Origin of the sequence: uncultured Georgenia sp., from assembly GCF_937958535.1 — a bacterium.
GTDB lineage: Bacteria > Actinomycetota > Actinomycetes > Actinomycetales > Actinomycetaceae > Oceanitalea.
Genome location: NZ_CALGNQ010000123.1, coordinates 16,955 through 35,919, shown reverse-complemented (window position 1 = coordinate 35,919; position 18,965 = coordinate 16,955). Strand labels below are relative to the sequence as shown.

The following is an 18,965-nucleotide window of genomic DNA, read 5'->3' as shown; positions in this document are numbered from 1 at the left end:
CTGACCGCCTGCGGCGGCGCCGACGCAGCCGACACCGACACCGGCACCGGCACCGAGGGCACCGCCACCACCGTCGAGGTCGAGGACAACAACGGCGTCCACACCGTCACGACGCCGCCGCGGTCCGTCGTCGTCACCGACAACCGGACCTTCGAGACCCTCGCCGACTGGGGGGTCGAGCCGACCGCCGCGGCGGTGGCGCTCATGCCCGACACGGTCACCTTCGCCAACCAGGACTCGGTCATCGACCTGGGCAACCACCGCGAGCCCGACCTCGAGGCCGTCGTCGCGGCCGAGCCCGACCTCATCGTCAACGGCCAGCGCTTCGCCGAGTACCACGACGACTTCGTCTCCCTCGTGCCCGACGCGGTGGTCCTGGAGCTCGACCCCCGGGACGGCGAGCCCTTCTTCGACGAGCTCAAGCGCCAGACGACCACGCTGGGTGAGATCTTCGGCAAGCAGGCCGAGGCCGCCGAGCTCGTCGCAGACCTCGAGGCCGCGATGGACCGCGTCGCCGCTGCCTACGACCCGGCCGACACCGTCATGGCGGTCAACACCTCCGGCGGCCAGATCGGCTACCTCGCCCCCGGCGTCGGTCGCACCCTGGGCCCGGTGTTCGACGCCTTCGGCATGACCCCCGCGCTCGTCGTCGACGGTGCGAGCGACGACCACCAGGGCGACGACATCTCCGTCGAGGCGATCGCCGACGCGAACCCGGACTGGATCCTCGTCATGGACCGGGACGCGGCGGTGGCGGCCGACGACGCCGAGTACCGGCCGGCGGCGGAGATCCTCGAGGGCTCCGAGGCGCTCGCCGGGGTCACCGCCGTGCAGGAGGGCAACATCGTCTACATGCCCGCGGACACCTACACCAACGAGGGCATCCAGACCTACACCGAGTTCTTCGACGCCCTGGCCGACGCCCTCGAGGCGGCCGGCTGACACACCCGGCGGTGGGGCCGGCCCCGCGCCGGTCCCACCGCCGTACCCCGACCGAACGGCAGACGACCTTGACCACCAGCAGCACGCAGCCACGCACCGCGGGCCGGCTCTTCGACCGCAAGCTCCTCCTCGGGCTCGCGGTCGTCGCCGTCCTGCTGGTCCTGTCGCTGGTCACCGGCGTCTACGACGTCTTCGGCGCCGAGGACGGCGCGGAGATGTTCGCCATCACCCGGGTGCCGCGCACCATCGCGCTCGTCCTCGCCGGCGCCGCGATGGCGATGTCCGGCCTGGTCATGCAGCTGCTCACGCAGAACCGCTTCGTGGAGCCGACGACGACGGGCACCACCGAGTGGGCGGGGCTGGGCCTGCTCGCCGTGACGATCCTCGTGCCCGGCGCGAGCATCGCCTCCCGCATGGTCGGCGCCATCGTCGCGGCCTTCGTCGGGACGATGTTCTTCTTCCTCTTCCTGCGCCGGGTCTCGCTGCGCTCCTCGCTCATCGTCCCGATCGTCGGGATCATGCTCGGCGCCGTCGTCGGGTCGGTCTCCACCTTCATCGCGCTGCAGACCGACATGCTCCAGAACCTCGGGATCTGGTTCGCGGGAAGCTTCACCTCGGTGCTGCGCGGCCACTACGAGCCGCTGTGGATCGTCGCCGTCGTGGTCGTCGCCGTGTTCATCGCGGCCGACCGGTTCACCGTGGCCGGCCTGGGTGAGGAGATCGCCACCAACGTCGGCCTCAACTACAACCGGGTCGTGCTGCTCGGCACCGGGCTCATCGCCGTCGCCTCGGGCGTCGTCACCGTCGTCGTCGGCAACCTGCCCTTCCTCGGGCTCATCGTCCCCAACGTCGTGTCCATGTTCCGGGGGGACGACCTGCGCAGCAACCTGCCCTGGGTGTGCCTCCTCGGCGTCGCGGTGGTCGCGGCGTGCGACCTCGTCGGGCGGACCATCATCGCGCCCTTCGAGGTGCCGGTCTCCCTCGTCCTGGGTGTCGTCGGGGCCGCCGTCTTCGTCCTCCTCATCCTCCGGCAGCGGCGCCGTGGTTGACGTCCTGCCGGTCTGGCGCCCCAATCCGCGCCGCTCCTCGGCCCCGATCCGGATGTCCGGACCGCTGCCGACGGCCAAGGTGCGCCGGCGCTACTGGATCGTGCTCACCGGGCTGGGCGTGCTCGCCCTGGTCTTCGCCGCCGGGCTCATCGCCTGGGACAACCCGATGCCGGTGGGGAGCGACGGGTTCTGGCGGATCGCCCAGCTGCGGGTGAAGAACGTCGTCGTCATGGCGATCGTCGCCCTGTGCCAGGCGATCGCCACGGTGAGCTTCCAGACGGTGACGAACAACCGCATCATCACGCCGTCGATCATGGGCTTCGAGTCGCTGTACATCGCGGTCCAGACCTCGGCGGTGTACTTCCTCGGCGCCGCCGGGATCATCTCGCTCACCGGCCTGCCCCAGTTCGCCATGCAGGTGGCGCTCATGGTGGGCCTGGCGGTGGCGCTCTACGGCTGGCTGCTGTCGGGCCGCTACGGCAACCTCCACGTGATGCTGCTCATCGGCATCATCATCGGCGGCGGCCTCGGGTCGGTGTCGACGTTCATGCAGCGTCTGCTCACCCCGAGCGAGTTCGACGTCCTCACCGCCCGGCTCTTCGGGTCGGTCTCCAACGCCGACGCCGGCGACCTGCCGCTGGCCGTGCCGCTGTGCCTGGTGGCGGGGACGCTGCTGTGGATCCGGGCCAAGCGGCTCAACGTCATGGCGCTGGGCCGGGACGCGACGACCGGCCTGGGGCTCAACCACCGCGCCGAGCTCATCAAGGTGCTCGTCCTCGTCGCCGTGCTCGTCGCCGTCTCGACGGCGCTGGTGGGCCCGATGACCTTCTTCGGGTTCCTCGTCGCGACGCTGGCCTACCAGCTCGCCGACACCCACGACCACCGTTACGTCTTCCCGGTCGCCGTCCTCACCGGCTTCGTCGTCCTCGCCGGTGCCTACTTCGTGATGAACCACGTCTTCTACGCCCAGGGCGTGGTCTCGATCATCATCGAGCTGGTCGGCGGCTCCGTCTTCCTCGTCGTCATCCTGAGAAAGGGACGCCTGTGATCACCCTGACCGACGTGCGCAAGGACTACAGCAGCGAGGTCTGCATCGGCCCGGTCGACCTGCGCATCCCCGCCGGGGGCATCACCGCGCTCATCGGCCCCAACGGGGCGGGCAAGTCCACTCTCCTGACGATGATCGGCCGGCTCCTCGGCCTCGACTCCGGGACCATCGAGATCGCCGGCTACGACGTCACGACCACCGCGTCGAAGGACCTGGCCAAGATCGTCTCGGTGCTGCGCCAGGAGAACCACTTCGTCACCCGCCTCACCGTACGCCAGCTCGTCGCCTTCGGCCGCTTCCCCTACACGAAGGGCCGGCTGACCAAGGTCGACGAGGAGCTCATCAGCCAGGCCATCGACTTCCTCGAGCTGTCCGACCTGGAGAACCGCTACCTCGACGAGCTCTCCGGCGGCCAGCGCCAGCGCGCCTACGTGGCCATGGTGCTGTGCCAGGACACCGAGTTCGTCCTGCTCGACGAGCCGCTGAACAACCTCGACATGCGCCACTCGGTGCAGATGATGCAGCATCTCAGGCGCGCCGCCACCGAGCTGGGCCGCACGATCGTCATCGTCCTCCACGACATCAACTTCGCCAGCCGGTACGCCGACTACATCTGCGCGGTCAAGGACGGTCGGATCGCCGAGTTCGGCCCGTGCGAGGAGATCATGACCGAGCCGGTGCTCACCCGCGTCTTCGACACCCCGGTCCAGGTCATCGACGGGCCGCACGGCCCGCTCGCCGTCTACTTCTGAGGCGAGAGGGTGGCGCGCGCGCGTGGGCGGACGCGGGCGATCGGCCCACGCCGGTCGCCGTAGACTGCAGGACGTGTCCGTGACCTCCCTTCCCGTCCGGCCCGACCTCGCCGGACTCACCCCCTACGGCGCACCTCAGCTCGACGTGCCCGTGCTGCTCAATGTCAACGAGAACCCGCACCCACCCTCGGAGCAGGTCGTCCGCGACATCGCCGACGCCGTCGCCGAGGCCGCCCGCGGGCTCAACCGCTACCCGGACCGCGAGTTCCGCCGGCTGCGCACCGACCTCGCCGAGTACCTCCACGTCGAGTCCGGCGCCACCGGCCTGCGCGCGGAGAACATCTGGGCGGCCAACGGCTCCAACGAGGTCATGCTCCACGTGCTCCAGGCCTTCGGCGGCCCGGGCCGCACCGCGCTGTCCTTCGCGCCGACGTACTCGATGTACCCCGAGTACGCCCGGGACACGATGACCGGCTGGGTCACCGGACGCCGCGAGGAGGACTTCACCCTCGACCCCGAGCACGCCGTCGCCCAGCTGCGCGAGCACCGGCCCGCCGTCGTGCTCCTCGCCAGCCCGAACAACCCGACCGGCACCGCGTTGCCGCTGGACACCGTCGAGGCGATCGCCGCCGCCGCCCGGACCACCGGGCCCGACGGCCCGGACGGTGCCCCGACCGCCTCCGTCGTCGTCGTCGACGAGGCCTACGCGGAGTTCCGGCGGGCCGGCACCCCCAGCGCGCTGAGCCTCCTCGACCGGCACCCCCACCTCGCGGTGGCCCGCACCATGTCCAAGGCGTTCGGGCTCGCCGGGGCACGGGTGGGCTACCTCGCGGCCGCACCGGAGCTCGTCGACGTGCTCCGCGTCGTCCGCCTGCCCTACCACCTGTCCGCCGTCACCCAGGCGGTGGCCCGGGCCGCGCTGCGCCACCGCGGTGAGCTCATGGCCCAGGTGGCCGAGCTGCGCGCCGAGCGCGACCGGTGCGTCGACTGGCTGCGCGAGCAGGGCTTCACGGTGGCCGACTCCGACGCGAACTTCGTCCTCTTCGGTCCGTTCGAGGACCGGGAGCAGGTGTGGCAGGGGCTGCTCGACCGGGGTGTTCTCATCCGGGTCGTCGGTCCGCCAGGATGGCTGCGGGTATCGATCGGTACCGCGGCGGAGATGGCCGCCTTCCGGGCGGCGCTACAGGAGGTGCTCGGGCAGTGAGTGCACAGCAGGCGCGGACGGCGCGCGTGGAGCGGACGACGTCGGAGTCGAGCGTCGTCGTCGAGCTCGACCTGGACGGGACCGGCCGGACGGACATCTCGACCACCGTCCCCTTCTACGACCACATGCTCACGGCGCTGGGCAAGCACTCGCTCATCGACCTCACCGTGCAGGCCACCGGTGACATCCACATCGACGTCCACCACACCGTCGAGGACGTCGCCATCACCCTGGGCCAGGCGCTGCGCCAGGCGCTGGGCGACAAGCGGGGCATCACCCGCTTCGGCGACGCCTACGTGGCGATGGACGAGACGCTGGCCCAGGCGGTCGTCGACCTGTCCGGCCGCCCCTACCTCGTGCACAGCGGGGAGCCGGCCGGCCAGGAGTACCACCTCATCGGCGGGCACTTCACCGGGGCGCTGACGCGGCACGTCTTCGAGTCCATCGCCCACCACGCCGCGATCACCCTGCACGTGCGGCTCATCACCGGGCGCGACCCCCACCACATCGTCGAGGCGCAGTTCAAGGCGCTCGCGCGGGCGCTGCGCGTCGCCGTCGAGCCCGACCCCCGCGTCGAGGGGATCCCGTCCACCAAGGGTGCGCTGTGAGCGAGGTCCCCGCGGTAGCCGTCGTCCTCACCCCGGTGGCCTCCGCACCCGCGCTCGCCGGGCTGTGCGCGATGTCCGACGTCGACGTCCACGTCGTCCCCTCCAGGTCCGGGGCCGTCGCGGTGGTCGAGCTGGAGCGGCCCGAGCCCGCCGGCGACTGGGACATCGGCGAGCTCCTCGCCGCCACCGGCGAGCAGGTCCCGCCGCAGGCCGACGAGGTCGCCAAGGCGCTGTCGCGGCTGACCAAGACCGGCGTCGTGCTCATCACCGCCTCGCTCACCACCGACTCCGGGGTCGAGCAGGGGCTGTCCGGGCAGCTCACCGCCTGGCGCTACGCCGGCGGGGAGCAGGGGGAGCAGGTCGCGGTGGGCCTCGTCCTCGCGGGCGCCGACGACGTCGTGGAGGACATCGTCCTGGGCCGGGTGCGGGTCACCGACGTCCCCGGCCACCAGCGCTCGGGCGACCTGCCCCGGTGGAAGGCGGCGCGCATGTTCGCCAAGGGGCTGCGCCGCCGGCAGCCGTGAGGCACCGGTCACGGGCGCACCGCACGCCCGCCGGCGAGGGTAGACTTCCCCGGTGACCAGCCAGCCGAACGTCGTCGTCCTCGACCACGGCTCGGGCAACGTCCGCTCCGCCGTCCGCGCCCTCGAGCACGCCGGCGCACAGGTCGAGCTCACCTCCGACCCGGAGCTCGTCGCGGACGCCGACGGCCTCGTCGTCCCCGGTGTGGGCGCCTTCGCCGCCGTCATGCGCCAGCTGCGCGAGGTGGGCGGGCCCCGCATGATCGAGCGCCGCCTCGCCGGCGGACGTCCCGTCCTGGGCATCTGCGTGGGCATGCAGGTGATGTTCGCCAGCGGCAACGAGCACGGCGAGCACGCCTCCGGCCTGGACCAGTGGCCCGGCACCGTCGACCGCCTGGACGCCCCGATCGTCCCGCACATGGGCTGGTCCCCGGTCCGGGTCCCCGAGGGCAGCACCCTCTTCGCCGGGCTGGCCGACGAGCGCTTCTACTTCGTCCACTCCTACGCCGTCCAGCAGGACCCGGCCGCCGCCTACGACGCCGACTCCCCGCTCGACCCGCCGCTGGTGACCTGGGCCGAGCACGGCACCCCGTTCGTCGCGGCGGTGGAGAACGGCGCGCTGTCCGCCACCCAGTTCCACCCCGAGAAGTCCGGCGATGCCGGAATCCAGCTGCTCCGCAACTGGCTGAGCACCCTGCGCTGACGCGCCCCGTGCGCGGGCGCACCGACCAAGGAGATCAACGTATGTCCCGCCTTGAGCTGCTTCCCGCCGTCGACGTCGTCGACGGCCAGGCCGTCCGCCTCGTCCAGGGCGAGGCCGGCTCGGAGACCTCCTACGGCGACCCGCACGAGGCCGCCCGCACGTGGGTGGAGCAGGGCGCGGAGTGGATCCACCTCGTCGACCTCGACGCCGCCTTCGGCCGCGGCTCGAACGCCGAGCTGCTCGCGAACATCGTCGCCGACCTCGACGTCGCCGTCGAGCTGTCCGGCGGCATCCGCGACGACGAGAGCCTGGCCCGGGCGCTGGACACCGGCGCCAAGCGGGTGAACCTCGGCACCGCCGCGCTGGAGGACCCGGAGTGGACCGCCCGGGTCATCGCCGAGCACGGTGACCGCATCGCCGTCGGGCTCGACGTCCGCGGCACGACGCTGGCCGCCCGCGGCTGGACCCGGGAGGGCGGGGACCTGTGGGAGGTGCTCGCCCGGCTGGACGCCGACGGCTGCGCCCGCTACGTCGTCACCGACGTCACCAAGGACGGCACCCTGCGCGGCCCGAACCTCGACCTGCTGCGCCAGGTGTGCGAGCGCACCGACGCCCCGGTCGTCGCCTCCGGCGGGGTGTCCTCGCTGGAGGACATCGCGGCGCTGCGCTCGCTGGTGGGCATCGGCGTCGAGGGCGCCATCGTCGGCAAGGCGCTCTACGCGGGCGCCTTCACCCTCCCGGAGGCGCTGGACGTCGCGGGGCGCCCGTGAGCCCGCTGCCGCCCGAGATGATGCCGCGGGGCACACCCGGCGGGGTCACCGACTCCGCCGGTCAGCCATGGGCGGGCCGCGTGCTGCGGCCCAACCCGTTCTCCGGTGACGACGGCAGCGCCCCGCCGCGACTGGCGGCCGCGCTGGCGCTGGACGACGAGACGGAGCGGATGCGTGCGGTGACCGACGCGCTGCGCGAGGAGCGGGTGCTCGTCCCCGTCGTGGCCCACGAGCACCCCGGCCGGGACGCGGACGGCGGGGTCGCCGGCCACACCAAGCACGGCAGCGACGACCCCCAGGGCGACGCGTGCGCCTCGGCGGCCATGGTCTCGGTGCGCACCCCGGACGGACGGGCGGCCCTGCCGGTCTTCAGCTCGGTGGACAACCTCGTCGCCTGGAAGGCCGATGCGCGGCCGGTCCCCGTCGAGGGGGCTCGGGCGGCCCTCGCCGCCGTCTCCGACGCCGACTCCCTCGTCGTCCTCGACCCCGCCGGACCGACCACCGTGCTGCTCGGCCGGCCGGCCGTGTGGGCGGTCGTGGAGCGGCGCGAGTGGGTGCCCTCGTGGGTGGACCCCGAGCTGCCCGCCGTGGCCGCCGCCGCGCTGCGCGGTATCACCGAGCTGCTCGGCGTGCGGCTGGAGCGGGGGAGCCGCAGCGAGCTGCGTGCGGTGCTCGCCGTCGCCGACAACCTCGACCGGGAGCAGGTCACCCGGGTGGTCGCCCGGGCCCAGGAGGCGCTCGCCGGGGACCCGGTGCTCGCCGACCGGGTCGACTCCCTCGAGCTCTACCCGGTGGCCGTGGCGGGCTGACCCGCGCCCGGCGGCAGCGGCCCCGGCCGAGGCCGGAAGACCGCCGGCTGCTCCGGCTCAGTCGCCCTCGGTGGGTGCGTCGGAGCTGCCGGGCGCGGTGGGCTCGCCGGGTGCTGTCGGCTCGGTGTCCCGGCACGAGGTGATCGGCTCGAAGGCGTCCTCGTCGAGGAGGTCGTGCAGGGTGCTCACCGGCACCATGTAGCCGTTGCCCCACGCGTCCATCGCGTAGACGACACCGACGACGGCGCCCTCGCTGTTGAGCACCGCGCTGCCCGAGGAGCCGTGGTCGACCTCGGCGTTGGTCCGGCCGACCAGCCCGAGGTCCGAGCCCAGCGTGTCCAGCTCGTAGCCCAGCACCTTGCCGGACGCGGTGGTGAGCTGTCCGCCGCGCGGGTAGCCGACGACGGTCACCTCCTCACCGACGGCGGCGTCGATCTCCGCCAGGCCGGGCACGGTCGGGAGCGGCTCGGCGGTGCGGAGCAGGGCGAGGTCGGCGACGTCGGTGACACCGGCGGAGACGGCGTCGATCTCCCGGCCGTCGTAGGTGGTCACCTGGAGCCGGTCGGCGTCGGCGACGACGTGCCGGTTGGTGATGACGGTGCGTTCGTCGAGCGCGAACCCCGAGCCGGTGGCCAGCGTCGCGCAGCCCACGTTGCGGATCCGCACGGCCATCCGCTCGGCCGCGTCGACGCCGTCGGGGGACAGGGCACCGGGGTCGGCGACGTGCGGGGTCTCGACCTCGGGCACGAAGTCCGAGGGCAGCTCGTCGGGCATCGACGGCACCGCACCGCAGCCGGCGAGCAACGCCAGTGCCGCCAGCCCGGTCACCGTGCGGCGGGCGGCGCTCACCCGTCGCCCAGCCTCTCCTGCAGGCTCCGGTTCGCGTCCGCCGCGATCGCGCACAGCTGGGCCGCCTCGCTGCGCAGCTGCGCCAGGTCGACCGCCGGCTCGGTCGGTTCCGGCTCCGCGGTGGCGTCGGGGTCGGGGGTGGGGCTGCCTCCGGGCGTGGCGCTCGGCGTGGGCCGGGGCCGGGCGGCCTCCTCGAGATGCGTGATGAGCGTCTCCTGGCTGGCGATGCACTCGTCCATCGACGCGGTCACGGCACTGGCCGCGAGCAGCACCTGCGCCTGGTACTCGGCGACCTGCCGTTGGACCTCCCGGTCGTCCCCGGTCTGGGCGACGGCGTCGGCAAGCTCGTGGATCTGCTCCTGGGCGCCGTCGAGCTGGCTCTCCACGAGGGCCAGGGTGCTGCGCGACTCCTCCAGGTCGGCGCGGGTGCGGGCGAGCTCCTCACCCAGCTCGTACCCGGTGCCCTCGAGCGAGTCGGCCCGCTCCTGCCAGGCGCGCGCCACGGCGAGGAGGTAGCCGGAGGCGGCGAGCGACAGGAGGAGGGCTATGGTGAGCAGGACGACGGGCCAGCGGGCCCGGCGCCGGTGATCTTGCGCACGCACCGGCCCGGTCGCCGCCAGATCCGGCGGGAACTCCGCGGGCACGCTCGGGACGGGGACCTCGGTGGTCCCCCGATCCCCCTGCGTCCGGCTGCTCATACGTGGTAGTGTCTCAGACTGACCGGCCGGGACGTACGTTCCGGCGTGCAAGCGGAGTGTTCTCCCACCTTGTCTCGACCGTCTCACCCGAGCGACAGAGGCTGGGTCCCGGTCGCTGGGGGCTCCGGCCCTCGGCACGGCTCCGGCCGTGCAGCGACCCTGTGAGGCCTCCGTGCGCACCTGCGGACGGAGGCCTTCTTCGTGCGCAGCCAGCGACGAGCAGGAGGAGCAGCACATCAGCGAGCCCCGTATCAACGACCGCATCCGGGTCCCGGAGGTCCGCCTCGTGGGACCGGGTGGGGAGCAGGTGGGTGTCGTCCGCGTCGAGGACGCCCTGCGTCTGGCCCAGGAGGCCGACCTCGACCTCGTCGAGGTCGCCCCGAACGCGCGCCCGCCCGTGGCCAAGCTCATGGACTACGGCAAGTTCAAGTACGAGTCGGCCCAGAAGGCGCGCGAGGCGCGGCGCAACCAGGCACACACCTCGCTCAAGGAGATCCGGTTCCGCCTGAAGATCGACCCCCACGACTACGCGACCAAGAAGGGGCACGTCGAGCGCTTCCTCAAGGGTGGCGACAAGGTCAAGGTCATGATCATGTTCCGCGGCCGCGAGCAGTCGCGCCCGGAGATGGGCATGCGCCTGCTCCAGCGGCTGGCCGAGGACGTCAGCGAGCTCGGCTCCGTCGAGAGCGCTCCGCGTCTGGACGGCCGGAACATGACCATGGTCATCGGACCGCACCGCAAGAAGCAGGCCGGCAAGAGCGAGCAGCGCCGGGCCCGTGACCGGAAGGCGGCCGAGCAGGCCGAGGCGGCCCAGCAGTCCGCGCAGCAGAGCCAGGCGGCCGACGAGGCCGCGCAGGAGGCGTAGCAGCCCGCTACGCAGGTTCAGGAAACCGGCGAGAGCCGGCTAGACACGGCCGTGCCCAGGTGCGGCCCGAATGAGGAAGACGATGCCGAAGAACAAGACGCACTCCGGTGCCAAGAAGCGTTTCCGGATCACCGGGAGCGGCAAGGTGATGCGCGAGCAGGCCAACCGCCGGCACCTCTTCGAGGGCAAGTCCAGCCGGCGCACCCGCCGCCTGGCGCTGGACAAGGCCGTCTCGCCGGCCGACGTCCCCGCCGTCAAGAAGATGCTCGGCAAGTAAGCCGCCCCAAGGCAAAGGAGATACGACGTGGCACGCGTCAAGCGGGCGGTCAACGCCCACAAGAAGCGCCGGACGACCCTCGAGCGCGCCAGCGGCTACCGCGGCCAGCGCTCGCGGCTCTACCGCAAGGCCAAGGAGCAGGTCACCCACTCCCTGGTCTACAACTACCGCGACCGCAAGGCGCGCAAGGGCGACTTCCGTCGCCTGTGGATCCAGCGCATCAACGCTGCGGTCCGCGCCGAGGGCATGACGTACAACCGCTTCATCCAGGGCCTCAAGGCCGCCGGGGTGGAGGTCGACCGCCGCATGCTCGCCGAGCTCGCGGTGAACGACGCTGCGGCCTTCACCAAGCTCGTCGAGGTGGCCAAGGCCAACCTCCCCGCGGACGTCAACGCGCCTGCCGCCTGACGTCCCGATGGCCGAACGCCCGGACCTGCTGACCAACCCCCGCTCCGACCGGGTGCGGATGGTCAAGCGGCTGTCCGGGCGTTCGGCACGTCGGCGCCACGGCCAGTTCCTCGTCGAGGGGCCGCAGGGCGTGCGCGAGGTCGTGCGCCACGCACCGGGACGGGTGCGCGACCTCTACCTCTCCGCCGAGGCCGCCGAGCGGCACCCGGAGATCCTCGCCGAGGCGCGTGCCACCGTCCGGCACCTCCACCTGGCCACCCCCGAGGTCCTCGCCGCCATGAGCCCGGACGCCCAGGGGGTGCTCGCCGTCGTCCACACCGAGCCGCGGGACGAGCTCGGTCCGGACCTGCCCCGGCTCGTCGCCGTGCTCCCCTGGGCCGCCGACCCCGGCAACCTGGGCACCGTCATCCGCGCCGCCGACGCCGCCGGCGCGGACGCCGTCGTGCTCGGGCCGGGGAGCGTCGAGGTGCACAACCCCAAGGTGGTCCGGGCCACCGCCGGGTCCCTCTTCCACCTGCCGGTCGTCCCCGTCGACGACCTCGCCGACCTGGTCGCCCGGTGGCGGTCCGCCGGCGTGCAGGTCCTCGCCGCCGCCGCGGACGGCGCGTGGGACCTCGACACCCTCGCCGACCACGCCCTCCTCGCCGACAGCGCACGTCCCGCCGCCGCGGCCCCCGACCTCCGGCGCCCGACCGCCTGGCTCTTCGGCAACGAGGCCCACGGTCTGCGCGCGGAGGAGCGCGCGTGGGCCGACGCCGTCGTCCGCGTGCCCATCCACGGCAGTGCGGAATCGCTCAACCTCGCCACCGCGGCGACGCTGTGCCTCTACGCCAGCGCCCGGGCCCACCGCCGCCCCGCCCGCTGAGGGACCGCGGGACGCGGCGGCCCCTCAGCCGCCCTGCTGGACGTAGTCCACGAGCTGGTCGCGTTCCACCTGGAGCTGGTCGAGCCGGGCCTTGACGACGTCCCCGATGCTGACGACGCCGGCCAGCCGGCCGTCCACGACGACCGGCAGGTGGCGGATCCGCCGGTCGGTCATCGTCCGGGCGAGCGTCTCGAGCTCGTCCTCCGGGCCGCAGGTGACGGCCGGGGAGGTCATGAGGTCGCGGACGTAGAGGTTCTCGGTGGCCAGCCCGGTGGCGTGCAGCCGGGTGATGACGTCGCGCTCGCTGACGATCCCGGTGACCTCGCCGTCGGCGTCCGAGACGACGACGGCGCCGATCCGGTGCTCGGTGAGCAGCGCCAGCAGCTCGCCCAGGGAGGCGTCGCTGCCGATGGTGATGACGGAGTCGCCCTTGCGGCGGAGGATGTCATGGATACGCATACCCCAGGCTACCGTGGAGTGACGTAGATCACAGGCGGTTGGTGGCACCATGGACGGCATGCGAGTCTTCGCGTGCCTGCGGCCACCCGCGGCCGCCCTCGACCACCTCCAGCACGCGCTCGACGGCGTGACCCCGGTCCCCACCGACGGCGGCCCACCGCCGCTGCGCTGGGTGCCGCCCGAGCAGCGCCACGTCACCCTCGCCTTCTACGGCGAGGTGCCCGAGGGCGCCCTCGACGAGCTCACCGACGCCCTGGCTGCCGTCGCCGCGCGGACCCCGCCCCTGCGGGTGCAGCTCGCCGGGGCCGGCGTCTTCTCGGGCGCGACGCTGTGGATGGGGGTGCGCGCCGTCGACGACGAGCGCGCCCTCCTGCGGCTCATGGCCGACTGCGAGGCCGCCGGGGAGGAGATCTCGCGGATGGAGCCGCGTGACCGGCGCCGCGCCCACCTTACCGTCGCCCGGCTCAGTGCCCGCCGGCAGCGCGACCGCGCGGACCAGCGCCGCCGCCAGGGCGGGCGTCACGCCGACGCACGGGCGGTCCGCCGCGCCGCGCTGCCCGGGGTCGACCTCCCCGGCATCTCCCACGCCCTGTCCGTCTACCGGGGTCCGGTGTGGGAGGCACGGGAGATCGAGCTGGTGCACTCCCGCCTCGGCGCCGGCCGGGGCGGCGGCGCGCACCACGAGGTGCTCGTCGCGCTGCCGCTGGGTGAGCCGGTCACCGCAGGCGAGACGTGATGTGCCCGCCGCGCCGCGCCCGGCAGGTGTGGCAGGATGGCCCCATGCGTCTGAGCCGTCGATTTAGCGGGCCCGTTCGGGCCACGCGCTGACGCGCGCCGCCGTCCCCACCGTCGCGGACGCCGAGACGCCCGAGCGGGCACGCCGACTACAGTCCTGTGCTGGATGCCGACAGGCACGACGACGCTCGGAAGGTATGCATGACGACGACCACCCCCCTGTCCCCGCTGGACGCCGACGGCGTCGCGGCAGCAGTCGAGGAGGCGCTCGCGGCGATATCCGCGGCGTCCTCCCTCGAGGAGCTCAAGGCCGCACGCCTCGCCCACACCGGTGACCGTGCGCCGCTGACCCTCGCCAACCGGGAGATCGGCCGGCTCGACCCCAAGGACAAGGCCACCGCCGGCAAGCTGCTCGGCCAGGCCCGCGGCCGGCTCCAGCAGGCCATCGCCCGGCGGCAGGCCGAGCTCGAGGCCGAGGAGGAGGAGCGGCGCCTGCGCGAGGAGACCGTCGACGTCACCCTCCCGGTCGACCGTCGCCCCCGCGGGGCGCGGCACCCGCTGGAGATCCTCCAGGAGGAGGTCGCCGACTTCTTCGTCGCCATGGGTTGGGAGATCGCCGAAGGCCCCGAGGTCGAGCACGAGTGGCTGAACTTCGACGCCCTCAACCACGGCCCCGACCACCCGGCCCGGCAGATGGCCGACACCTTCTACGTCAAGGGCACTGCCGAGCGGGAGACCCCCGGCCTGGTCCTGCGCACCCACACCTCCCCGGTGCAGGCGCGCACCCTCCTCGAGCGCGACCTGCCCGTCTACATCGCCTGCCCGGGCAAGGTGTTCCGCAACGACGCCCTCGACGCCACCCACACCCCGGTGTTCCACCAGGTCGAGGGGCTGGCGGTGGACCGCGGGCTGACCATGGCCCACCTCAAGGGCACCCTCGACCACTTCGCCCGCGCGATGTTCGGGCCCGAGGCCCGCACGCGGCTGCGCCCGAGTTTCTTCCCGTTCACCGAGCCCAGCGCCGAGATGGACCTGTGGTTCCCGCAGAAGAAGGGCGGACCGGGCTGGATCGAGTGGGGTGGCTGCGGCATGGTCGACCCCCAGGTGCTCGTCGCCGCCGGCATCGACCCCGACGAGTACACCGGGTTCGCCTTCGGCATGGGTCTGGAGCGCACCCTCATGCTGCGCCACGGCATCGCCGACATGCACGACATCGTCGAGGGGGACATGCGCTTCTCCCGCCAGTTCGGCACCACCGGAAAGGGGAACTGACATGCCCTACGTCCCGCTGAGCTGGCTCGCCGAGCACGTCGAGGTCCCCGCCGGCACCACCGCCGCCGACCTCGCCGCCGCCCTCGTCAGGGTGGGCCTGGAGCCCGAGCAGATCGTCCCGCCGGCCGTCACCGGACCGCTCGTCGTCGGCCGCGTCCTGTCCATCGAGAGCGAGACCCACAAGAACGGTAAGACCATCCGGTACTGCCGGGTGGACGTCGGGGAGCACAACGACCCGCCGGGGCAGGGCAAGGAGCCCGCCGACGTGCCCTCCCGCGGCATCGTCTGCGGCGCGCACAACTTCGCGGTGGGCGACGACGTCGTCGTCGCGCTGCCCGGCACCACCCTGCCCGGCGACTTCCACATCTCCTCGCGCAAGACCTACGGGCACATCTCCGACGGGATGATCTGCTCGGCGCGCGAGCTGGGCCTGGGGGAGGACCACAGCGGCATCATCGTGCTCGCCGACTTCCTCCCCGGCGTCGACATCCCCGCCCCCGGCTCCGACGCGATCGAGCTCCTCGGCCTGGGCGCCGAGGTCCTCGAGGTCAACGTCACCCCGGACCGCGGCTACTGCTTCGCCATGCGCGGCATCGCCCGGGAGTACTCCCACTCCACCGGCGCCGCGTTCACCGACCGCGGGCTGCCGGAGAACCTCCCCGGCGGGCCGCCGCCGGCCGCGACCGACGACGGGTTCGCCGTCGAGGTCGACGACACGGCCCCGATCGACGGCAACGTCGGCTGCGACCGCTTCGTCGCCCGCATCGTCCGCGGCATCGACCCCGCCGCGCCGTCGCCCGCGTGGATGGCCGAACGTCTCGTCCAGGCAGGCATGCGCCCGATCTCCCTCGCCGTCGACGTGACGAACTACGTCATGCTCGACCTCGGCCAGCCGCTGCACGCCTACGACCTCGGCGCCGTGCACGCCCCGATCGTCGTGCGCCGCGCCCGGCCGGCAGAGCGGCTGACCACCCTCGACGGCGTGGACCGGGCGCTGGACCCCGAGGACCTCCTCATCACCGACTCGCCCGACGGCGCCCGCGGCAGCCGGGTGCTCGGGCTCGCCGGCGTCATGGGCGGGGCGGAGACCGAGGTCAGCGCGACGACCACCGACGTCCTCGTCGAGGCCGCGCACTTCGACCCGGTGTCGGTGGCCCGCACGGCCCGTCGGCACAAGCTGCCCACCGAGGCGGCCAAGCGCTTCGAGCGAGGCGTCGACCCGGCGCTGCAGGCGGTCGCCGCCCAGCGCGTGGTCGACCTCCTCGTCGAGTACGGCGGCGGCACCGCCGACCCCGCGGTCACCGACCTCGACCGGACGGGTCGCCCGGCCCCGGTGCGCTTCCCCCTCTCCGAGGTCCGCCGGCTCACCGGTGTCGACCACCCGACCGAGCGGATCGTCGGCCTCCTCACCCAGATCGGGGCCACGGTCGAGGAGCCGGATGCCGACGGCGCGGTCACCGTGACCCCGCCGAGCTGGCGGCCCGACCTCGTCGGCCCCGCCCACCTCGTCGAGGAGGTCGCCCGCCTCGCCGGGTACGACGAGATCCCCTCGACGCTGCCCACCGCCCCGGCCGGCCGCGGCCTGACGCCGGACCAGCGGCGCCGCCGCGACGTCGCCCGGGCGCTGGCCGACCTCGGCCTCGTCGAGGTGCTGTCCTACCCGTTCGTCGGCGACGTCCACGACCGGATGCGGATCCCCGCCGACGACGAGCGCCGCCTCGTCCTCACGCTGGCCAACCCGATGGCCGACGACGCCCCGGCGATGCGCACCTCGCTGCTCGACACCCTGCTCGAGACGGCGCGGCGCAACGTCGGCCGCGGCCTGGACGACACCCGGGTCTTCGAGCTCGGTCTGGTGACCCGACCCGCCGGGGTCGGCGTCGCCGCCGCCCCCGGTGTCGACCGCCGGCCCACCGACGAGGAGCTCGCGGCGCTGTGGAATGCCGTGCCGCACCAGCCGCGCCACGTGGCGGGCGTCCTCACCGGGCAGGCGGTGTTCGCCGACGTCCACGGCCCGGGTCGCCCGGTCGACTGGACCGACGCCGTCGACGCCGTGCACGCCGTCGCGGAGGCGGTCGGTGTGCCGGTCGAGCTCGCGGCCGCCGAGTACGCGCCGTGGCACCCCGGACGGTGCGCGCAGGTGCGCGCGGGCGGCCGGGTGGTGGGCCACGCCGGCCAGCTCCACCCGCGGGTCGCCGAGGACTTCGACCTCCCGGTGGGGGCCGTCGCCTTCGAGCTCGACCTCGACGCCCTCACCGCCGCGGCCGACGACCGCCCGGTCCAGCCCACGCCGGTGTCCACCTACCCACCCGGCAAGGAGGACATCGCCCTCGTCGTCGACGCGGACGTGCCCGCCGGAGAGGTGCTCGCCGCCGTCCGGGAGGGCGCCGGCGATCTGGGCGAGGAGGTGCGGCTCTTCGACCTCTACACCGGTGCCCAGCTCGGCGAGGGGAAGAAGTCGCTGGCCTTCTCCCTGCGCCTGCGCGCCGGGGACCGCACGCTCACGGCCGAGGAGACGGCCGCGGTCCGCGAGCGGATCGTGGCCCTCGCCGCGGAGCGGGTGGGGGCGGTGCTCCGTGGCTGAGGTCCCCGCGGCACGTACCGCGCTCGTCACCGGCGCCTCCCGGGGCATCGGGCGCGCGCTGGCGGTCGGGCTGGCGCGCGAGGGGCTGGACGTCGCCCTCCTCGCCCGCGACGAGCGGCTGCTGGAGGAGACGGCCGGGCAGGTGCGGGCCGCCGGCGCGCGGGCGGTCGTGCTGGCCGCCGACGTCACCGACGAGACCGCCGTCCGGGCTGCGGTCGAGCAGGCGGAGCGGCAGCTCGGCGCGGTCGACCTGCTCGTCAACAACGCCGGCGTCATCGATCCCGAGGTGCCGCTGTGGGAGGCCGACCCCGAGCGGTGGTGGGCCGTCGTCGAGACCAACGTGCGCGGCCCCTTCCTCCTCGCCCACGCCGTCGTCCCCGGGATGCTCGCCCGCGGCGGCGGCCGGGTGGTCGACCTCAACTCGGGGGCCGGCACCCGCGACAGTGCGGACGCGACGGCCTACTACGTCTCCAAGACGGCGCTCTTCCGGATCGGCGGCGCGCTGCACGAGGCGGGCTACGAGCGTGGCCTGCGCAGCTTCGAGGTGGCGCCGGGCGTGGTGCGCACCGACATGACGCTGTCGATGCCGGTCCACCGCGACCGCACCGAGTGGACCGACCCGGGCGCCGTCGTCGAGCTCGTCGCCGCGATCGCGCGCGGCGAGCTGGACGCGCTCTCCGGGCGCTACCTGCGCGCCGGGGCGGACACCCCGGAGTCGCTCCGGGCGCTCGCCGCGGCCGGTCTCGGCCCGGACACGCGCCGGCTGCGCGTGGTCGACCCACCCGCCTGACCCCGGCGGCCGGCGCGCCGGGACGTCCGCGACCGTGGACGGAGCCGAGCGCGGGTGTGTCCACCCGCGCTCGGGTCACCTGCGCTCGGCGCGGAGGTGACCGGTGGGGCGCCGCGGGGCGGGAGGGCCCGCGGTGGTAGCGCTGCCGTGCGGGCGGGCCGGCGGTGGCGGTGCCGCCGTGCGGGCGGGCCGGCGAGGAGGGCTGCCGGTGAGATCAGCGCTGGTCGGGGGAGCGGTGGCCGTCGGGGTCGACGTCGGCGGCGTGGCGGCCGCCGGTACGGTCCTCCTGCGGCCGGTCGAGCGGGTCGCCGCCCAGGTCGGGGTCGAGGGCGTCGGCGTCGGCCCGCTCCTGCTCGACGACGGACCGCGCCTCGTCGGCGGCCTGGGTACGCTGCCGCGCCTCGTGCTCCTTGCGCTCCGCCTCGACCCGGGCCCGCTGGGCCTGCGCCTGCGCCTCCATCGCCGCGGCCTCCCGCTCCTTGGCCGCGAGGTCCTGCTCCTGGGCGTGCTGCCGCAGGTCGCGGGCGTGCGCCCGGTTCTCCCGGTCCCGGCGGGCGCGCTCCTCCCGCTCCCGACGAGCCCGCTGCCGGCTGACCATCAGCACGGCGATGATGACGACCGCCAGCACGACCACGCCGATGACGATCCAGATCCACGTGTCCATCGGTCCGCTCCTTCGCTCGGGGGTGGCCCCCATGCAACGTCAGGACGCGGGGCTCCGCGACCGGAGGGCCCCTGCGGGGTAGGGACAACCCCC

General features: G+C 73.9%; 22 protein-coding genes. 18 read left to right on the top strand and 4 right to left on the bottom strand.

Features of this window, described 5'->3' with window-relative positions; translation table 11 throughout:
• From Q0195_RS07095 to Q0195_RS07050, 10 genes are all read left to right on the top strand, one after another.
• On the top strand, positions 1–942 hold the full coding sequence (locus Q0195_RS07095; RefSeq protein WP_299276390.1) for an ABC transporter substrate-binding protein: 942 nt from the start codon (positions 1–3) through the stop codon (positions 940–942).
• A 68-nt stretch (positions 943–1,010) separates the two neighbouring features.
• The gene (locus Q0195_RS07090; RefSeq protein WP_299276387.1) at positions 1,011–1,991 is read left to right on the top strand and encodes an iron chelate uptake ABC transporter family permease subunit; all 981 of its coding nucleotides are present in this window, start codon (positions 1,011–1,013) and stop codon (positions 1,989–1,991) included.
• 52 nt (positions 1,992–2,043) lie between these two features.
• Complete coding sequence (locus tag Q0195_RS07085) at positions 2,044–3,039, top strand: iron chelate uptake ABC transporter family permease subunit (RefSeq protein WP_299276399.1); 996 nt, start codon at positions 2,044–2,046, stop codon at positions 3,037–3,039.
• Positions 3,036–3,791, top strand: coding sequence for an ABC transporter ATP-binding protein (locus tag Q0195_RS07080; protein WP_299276385.1), 756 nt, complete (start codon positions 3,036–3,038; stop codon positions 3,789–3,791). The genes Q0195_RS07085 and Q0195_RS07080 overlap by 4 nt, the downstream gene beginning before the upstream one ends.
• 79 nt (positions 3,792–3,870) lie before the next feature.
• The gene (locus tag Q0195_RS07075; RefSeq protein WP_299276382.1) at positions 3,871–4,995 is read left to right on the top strand and encodes a histidinol-phosphate transaminase; all 1,125 of its coding nucleotides are present in this window, start codon (positions 3,871–3,873) and stop codon (positions 4,993–4,995) included.
• Entirely contained in the window at positions 4,992–5,603 is a 612-nt protein-coding gene (hisB, locus tag Q0195_RS07070; RefSeq protein WP_299276379.1) for an imidazoleglycerol-phosphate dehydratase HisB, read from the top strand. The genes Q0195_RS07075 and hisB overlap by 4 nt, the downstream gene beginning before the upstream one ends.
• A complete protein-coding gene (locus tag Q0195_RS07065; protein WP_299276376.1) occupies positions 5,600–6,127 on the top strand; it encodes a hypothetical protein in 528 nt (175 codons plus the stop codon). Before hisB ends, Q0195_RS07065 begins: the two co-directional genes overlap by 4 nt.
• A 52-nt stretch (positions 6,128–6,179) precedes the next feature.
• The gene (gene hisH, locus Q0195_RS07060; protein ID WP_299276373.1) at positions 6,180–6,827 is read left to right on the top strand and encodes an imidazole glycerol phosphate synthase subunit HisH; all 648 of its coding nucleotides are present in this window, start codon (positions 6,180–6,182) and stop codon (positions 6,825–6,827) included.
• A gap of 41 nt (positions 6,828–6,868) precedes the next feature.
• Positions 6,869–7,597 carry a bifunctional 1-(5-phosphoribosyl)-5-((5-phosphoribosylamino)methylideneamino)imidazole-4-carboxamide isomerase/phosphoribosylanthranilate isomerase PriA gene (gene priA, locus Q0195_RS07055; RefSeq protein ID WP_299276370.1) on the top strand — a complete coding sequence of 243 codons (729 nt, stop codon included), beginning with the start codon at positions 6,869–6,871 and terminating at the stop codon, positions 7,595–7,597.
• The gene (locus tag Q0195_RS07050; RefSeq protein WP_299276366.1) at positions 7,594–8,406 is read left to right on the top strand and encodes an SseB family protein; all 813 of its coding nucleotides are present in this window, start codon (positions 7,594–7,596) and stop codon (positions 8,404–8,406) included. The genes priA and Q0195_RS07050 overlap by 4 nt, the downstream gene beginning before the upstream one ends.
• 57 nt (positions 8,407–8,463) lie before the next feature.
• On the opposite strand, the gene Q0195_RS07045 is transcribed toward Q0195_RS07050, so the two are convergent.
• Both Q0195_RS07045 and Q0195_RS07040 read right to left on the bottom strand, forming a co-directional pair.
• Positions 8,464–9,255 carry a serine protease gene (locus tag Q0195_RS07045; RefSeq protein WP_299276363.1) on the bottom strand — a complete coding sequence of 264 codons (792 nt, stop codon included), beginning with the start codon at positions 9,253–9,255 and terminating at the stop codon, positions 8,464–8,466.
• A complete protein-coding gene (locus tag Q0195_RS07040) occupies positions 9,252–9,953 on the bottom strand; it encodes a hypothetical protein (protein WP_299276360.1) in 702 nt (233 codons plus the stop codon). Before Q0195_RS07040 ends, Q0195_RS07045 begins: the two co-directional genes overlap by 4 nt.
• 235 nt (positions 9,954–10,188) lie before the next feature.
• Between Q0195_RS07040 and infC the strand changes: the two genes are divergently transcribed.
• The 4 genes from infC (at position 10,189) to Q0195_RS07020 (ending at position 12,368) form a co-directional block, all read left to right on the top strand.
• A complete protein-coding gene (infC, locus tag Q0195_RS07035; RefSeq protein ID WP_299276397.1) occupies positions 10,189–10,818 on the top strand; it encodes a translation initiation factor IF-3 in 630 nt (209 codons plus the stop codon).
• An 82-nt stretch (positions 10,819–10,900) separates the two neighbouring features.
• A complete protein-coding gene (rpmI, locus tag Q0195_RS07030; RefSeq protein WP_299276394.1) occupies positions 10,901–11,095 on the top strand; it encodes a 50S ribosomal protein L35 in 195 nt (64 codons plus the stop codon).
• A 27-nt stretch (positions 11,096–11,122) separates the two neighbouring features.
• Positions 11,123–11,503 (top strand): 50S ribosomal protein L20, encoded by a 381-nt coding sequence (rplT, locus tag Q0195_RS07025; protein ID WP_299276358.1) that lies wholly within the window; start codon positions 11,123–11,125, stop codon positions 11,501–11,503.
• Positions 11,504–11,510: 7 nt separating this feature from the next.
• A complete protein-coding gene (locus Q0195_RS07020; RefSeq protein WP_299276356.1) occupies positions 11,511–12,368 on the top strand; it encodes an RNA methyltransferase in 858 nt (285 codons plus the stop codon).
• 24 nt (positions 12,369–12,392) lie between these two features.
• Here Q0195_RS07020 and Q0195_RS07015 read toward each other — a convergent pair whose 3' ends face one another.
• Positions 12,393–12,827: a CBS domain-containing protein gene (locus tag Q0195_RS07015; protein WP_299276354.1), complete on the bottom strand. Its 435-nt coding sequence runs from the start codon at positions 12,825–12,827 to the stop codon at positions 12,393–12,395.
• A gap of 58 nt (positions 12,828–12,885) precedes the next feature.
• Between Q0195_RS07015 and thpR the strand changes: the two genes are divergently transcribed.
• From thpR to Q0195_RS06995, 4 genes are all read left to right on the top strand, one after another.
• Positions 12,886–13,563 carry an RNA 2',3'-cyclic phosphodiesterase gene (gene thpR, locus Q0195_RS07010; protein ID WP_299276352.1) on the top strand — a complete coding sequence of 226 codons (678 nt, stop codon included), beginning with the start codon at positions 12,886–12,888 and terminating at the stop codon, positions 13,561–13,563.
• Positions 13,564–13,763: 200 nt separating this feature from the next.
• Positions 13,764–14,834 (top strand): phenylalanine--tRNA ligase subunit alpha, encoded by a 1,071-nt coding sequence (gene pheS, locus Q0195_RS07005; protein ID WP_299276350.1) that lies wholly within the window; start codon positions 13,764–13,766, stop codon positions 14,832–14,834.
• Position 14,835: 1 nt separating this feature from the next.
• Positions 14,836–17,418 carry a phenylalanine--tRNA ligase subunit beta gene (pheT, locus tag Q0195_RS07000; RefSeq protein ID WP_299276348.1) on the top strand — a complete coding sequence of 861 codons (2,583 nt, stop codon included), beginning with the start codon at positions 14,836–14,838 and terminating at the stop codon, positions 17,416–17,418.
• Positions 17,411–18,208 (top strand): SDR family NAD(P)-dependent oxidoreductase, encoded by a 798-nt coding sequence (locus Q0195_RS06995; RefSeq protein ID WP_299276346.1) that lies wholly within the window; start codon positions 17,411–17,413, stop codon positions 18,206–18,208. The genes pheT and Q0195_RS06995 overlap by 8 nt, the downstream gene beginning before the upstream one ends.
• Before the next feature lie 214 nt (positions 18,209–18,422).
• Here Q0195_RS06995 and Q0195_RS06990 read toward each other — a convergent pair whose 3' ends face one another.
• Entirely contained in the window at positions 18,423–18,872 is a 450-nt protein-coding gene (locus Q0195_RS06990) for a hypothetical protein (protein WP_299276343.1), read from the bottom strand.
• Positions 18,873–18,965: the final 93 nt, after the last annotated feature.

Bases quoted from the DNA above. Each gene is read 5' to 3' on its own strand.
- Q0195_RS07085 (WP_299276399.1), top strand. From the start codon at position 2,044: ATGTCCGGACCGCTGCCGACGGCCAAGGTGCGCCGGCGCTACTGGATC.
- priA (WP_299276370.1), top strand. From the start codon at position 6,869: ATGTCCCGCCTTGAGCTGCTTCCCGCCGTCGACGTCGTCGACGGCCAG.
- Q0195_RS07040 (WP_299276360.1), bottom strand. From the start codon at position 9,953: ATGAGCAGCCGGACGCAGGGGGATCGGGGGACCACCGAGGTCCCCGTC.
- rpmI (WP_299276394.1), top strand. From the start codon at position 10,901: ATGCCGAAGAACAAGACGCACTCCGGTGCCAAGAAGCGTTTCCGGATC.
- Q0195_RS07020 (WP_299276356.1), top strand. From the start codon at position 11,511: ATGGCCGAACGCCCGGACCTGCTGACCAACCCCCGCTCCGACCGGGTG.
- Q0195_RS07015 (WP_299276354.1), bottom strand. From the start codon at position 12,827: ATGCGTATCCATGACATCCTCCGCCGCAAGGGCGACTCCGTCATCACC.
- thpR (WP_299276352.1), top strand. From the start codon at position 12,886: ATGCGAGTCTTCGCGTGCCTGCGGCCACCCGCGGCCGCCCTCGACCAC.
- pheS (WP_299276350.1), top strand. From the start codon at position 13,764: ATGACGACGACCACCCCCCTGTCCCCGCTGGACGCCGACGGCGTCGCG.
- pheT (WP_299276348.1), top strand. From the start codon at position 14,836: ATGCCCTACGTCCCGCTGAGCTGGCTCGCCGAGCACGTCGAGGTCCCC.
- Q0195_RS06990 (WP_299276343.1), bottom strand. From the start codon at position 18,872: ATGGACACGTGGATCTGGATCGTCATCGGCGTGGTCGTGCTGGCGGTC.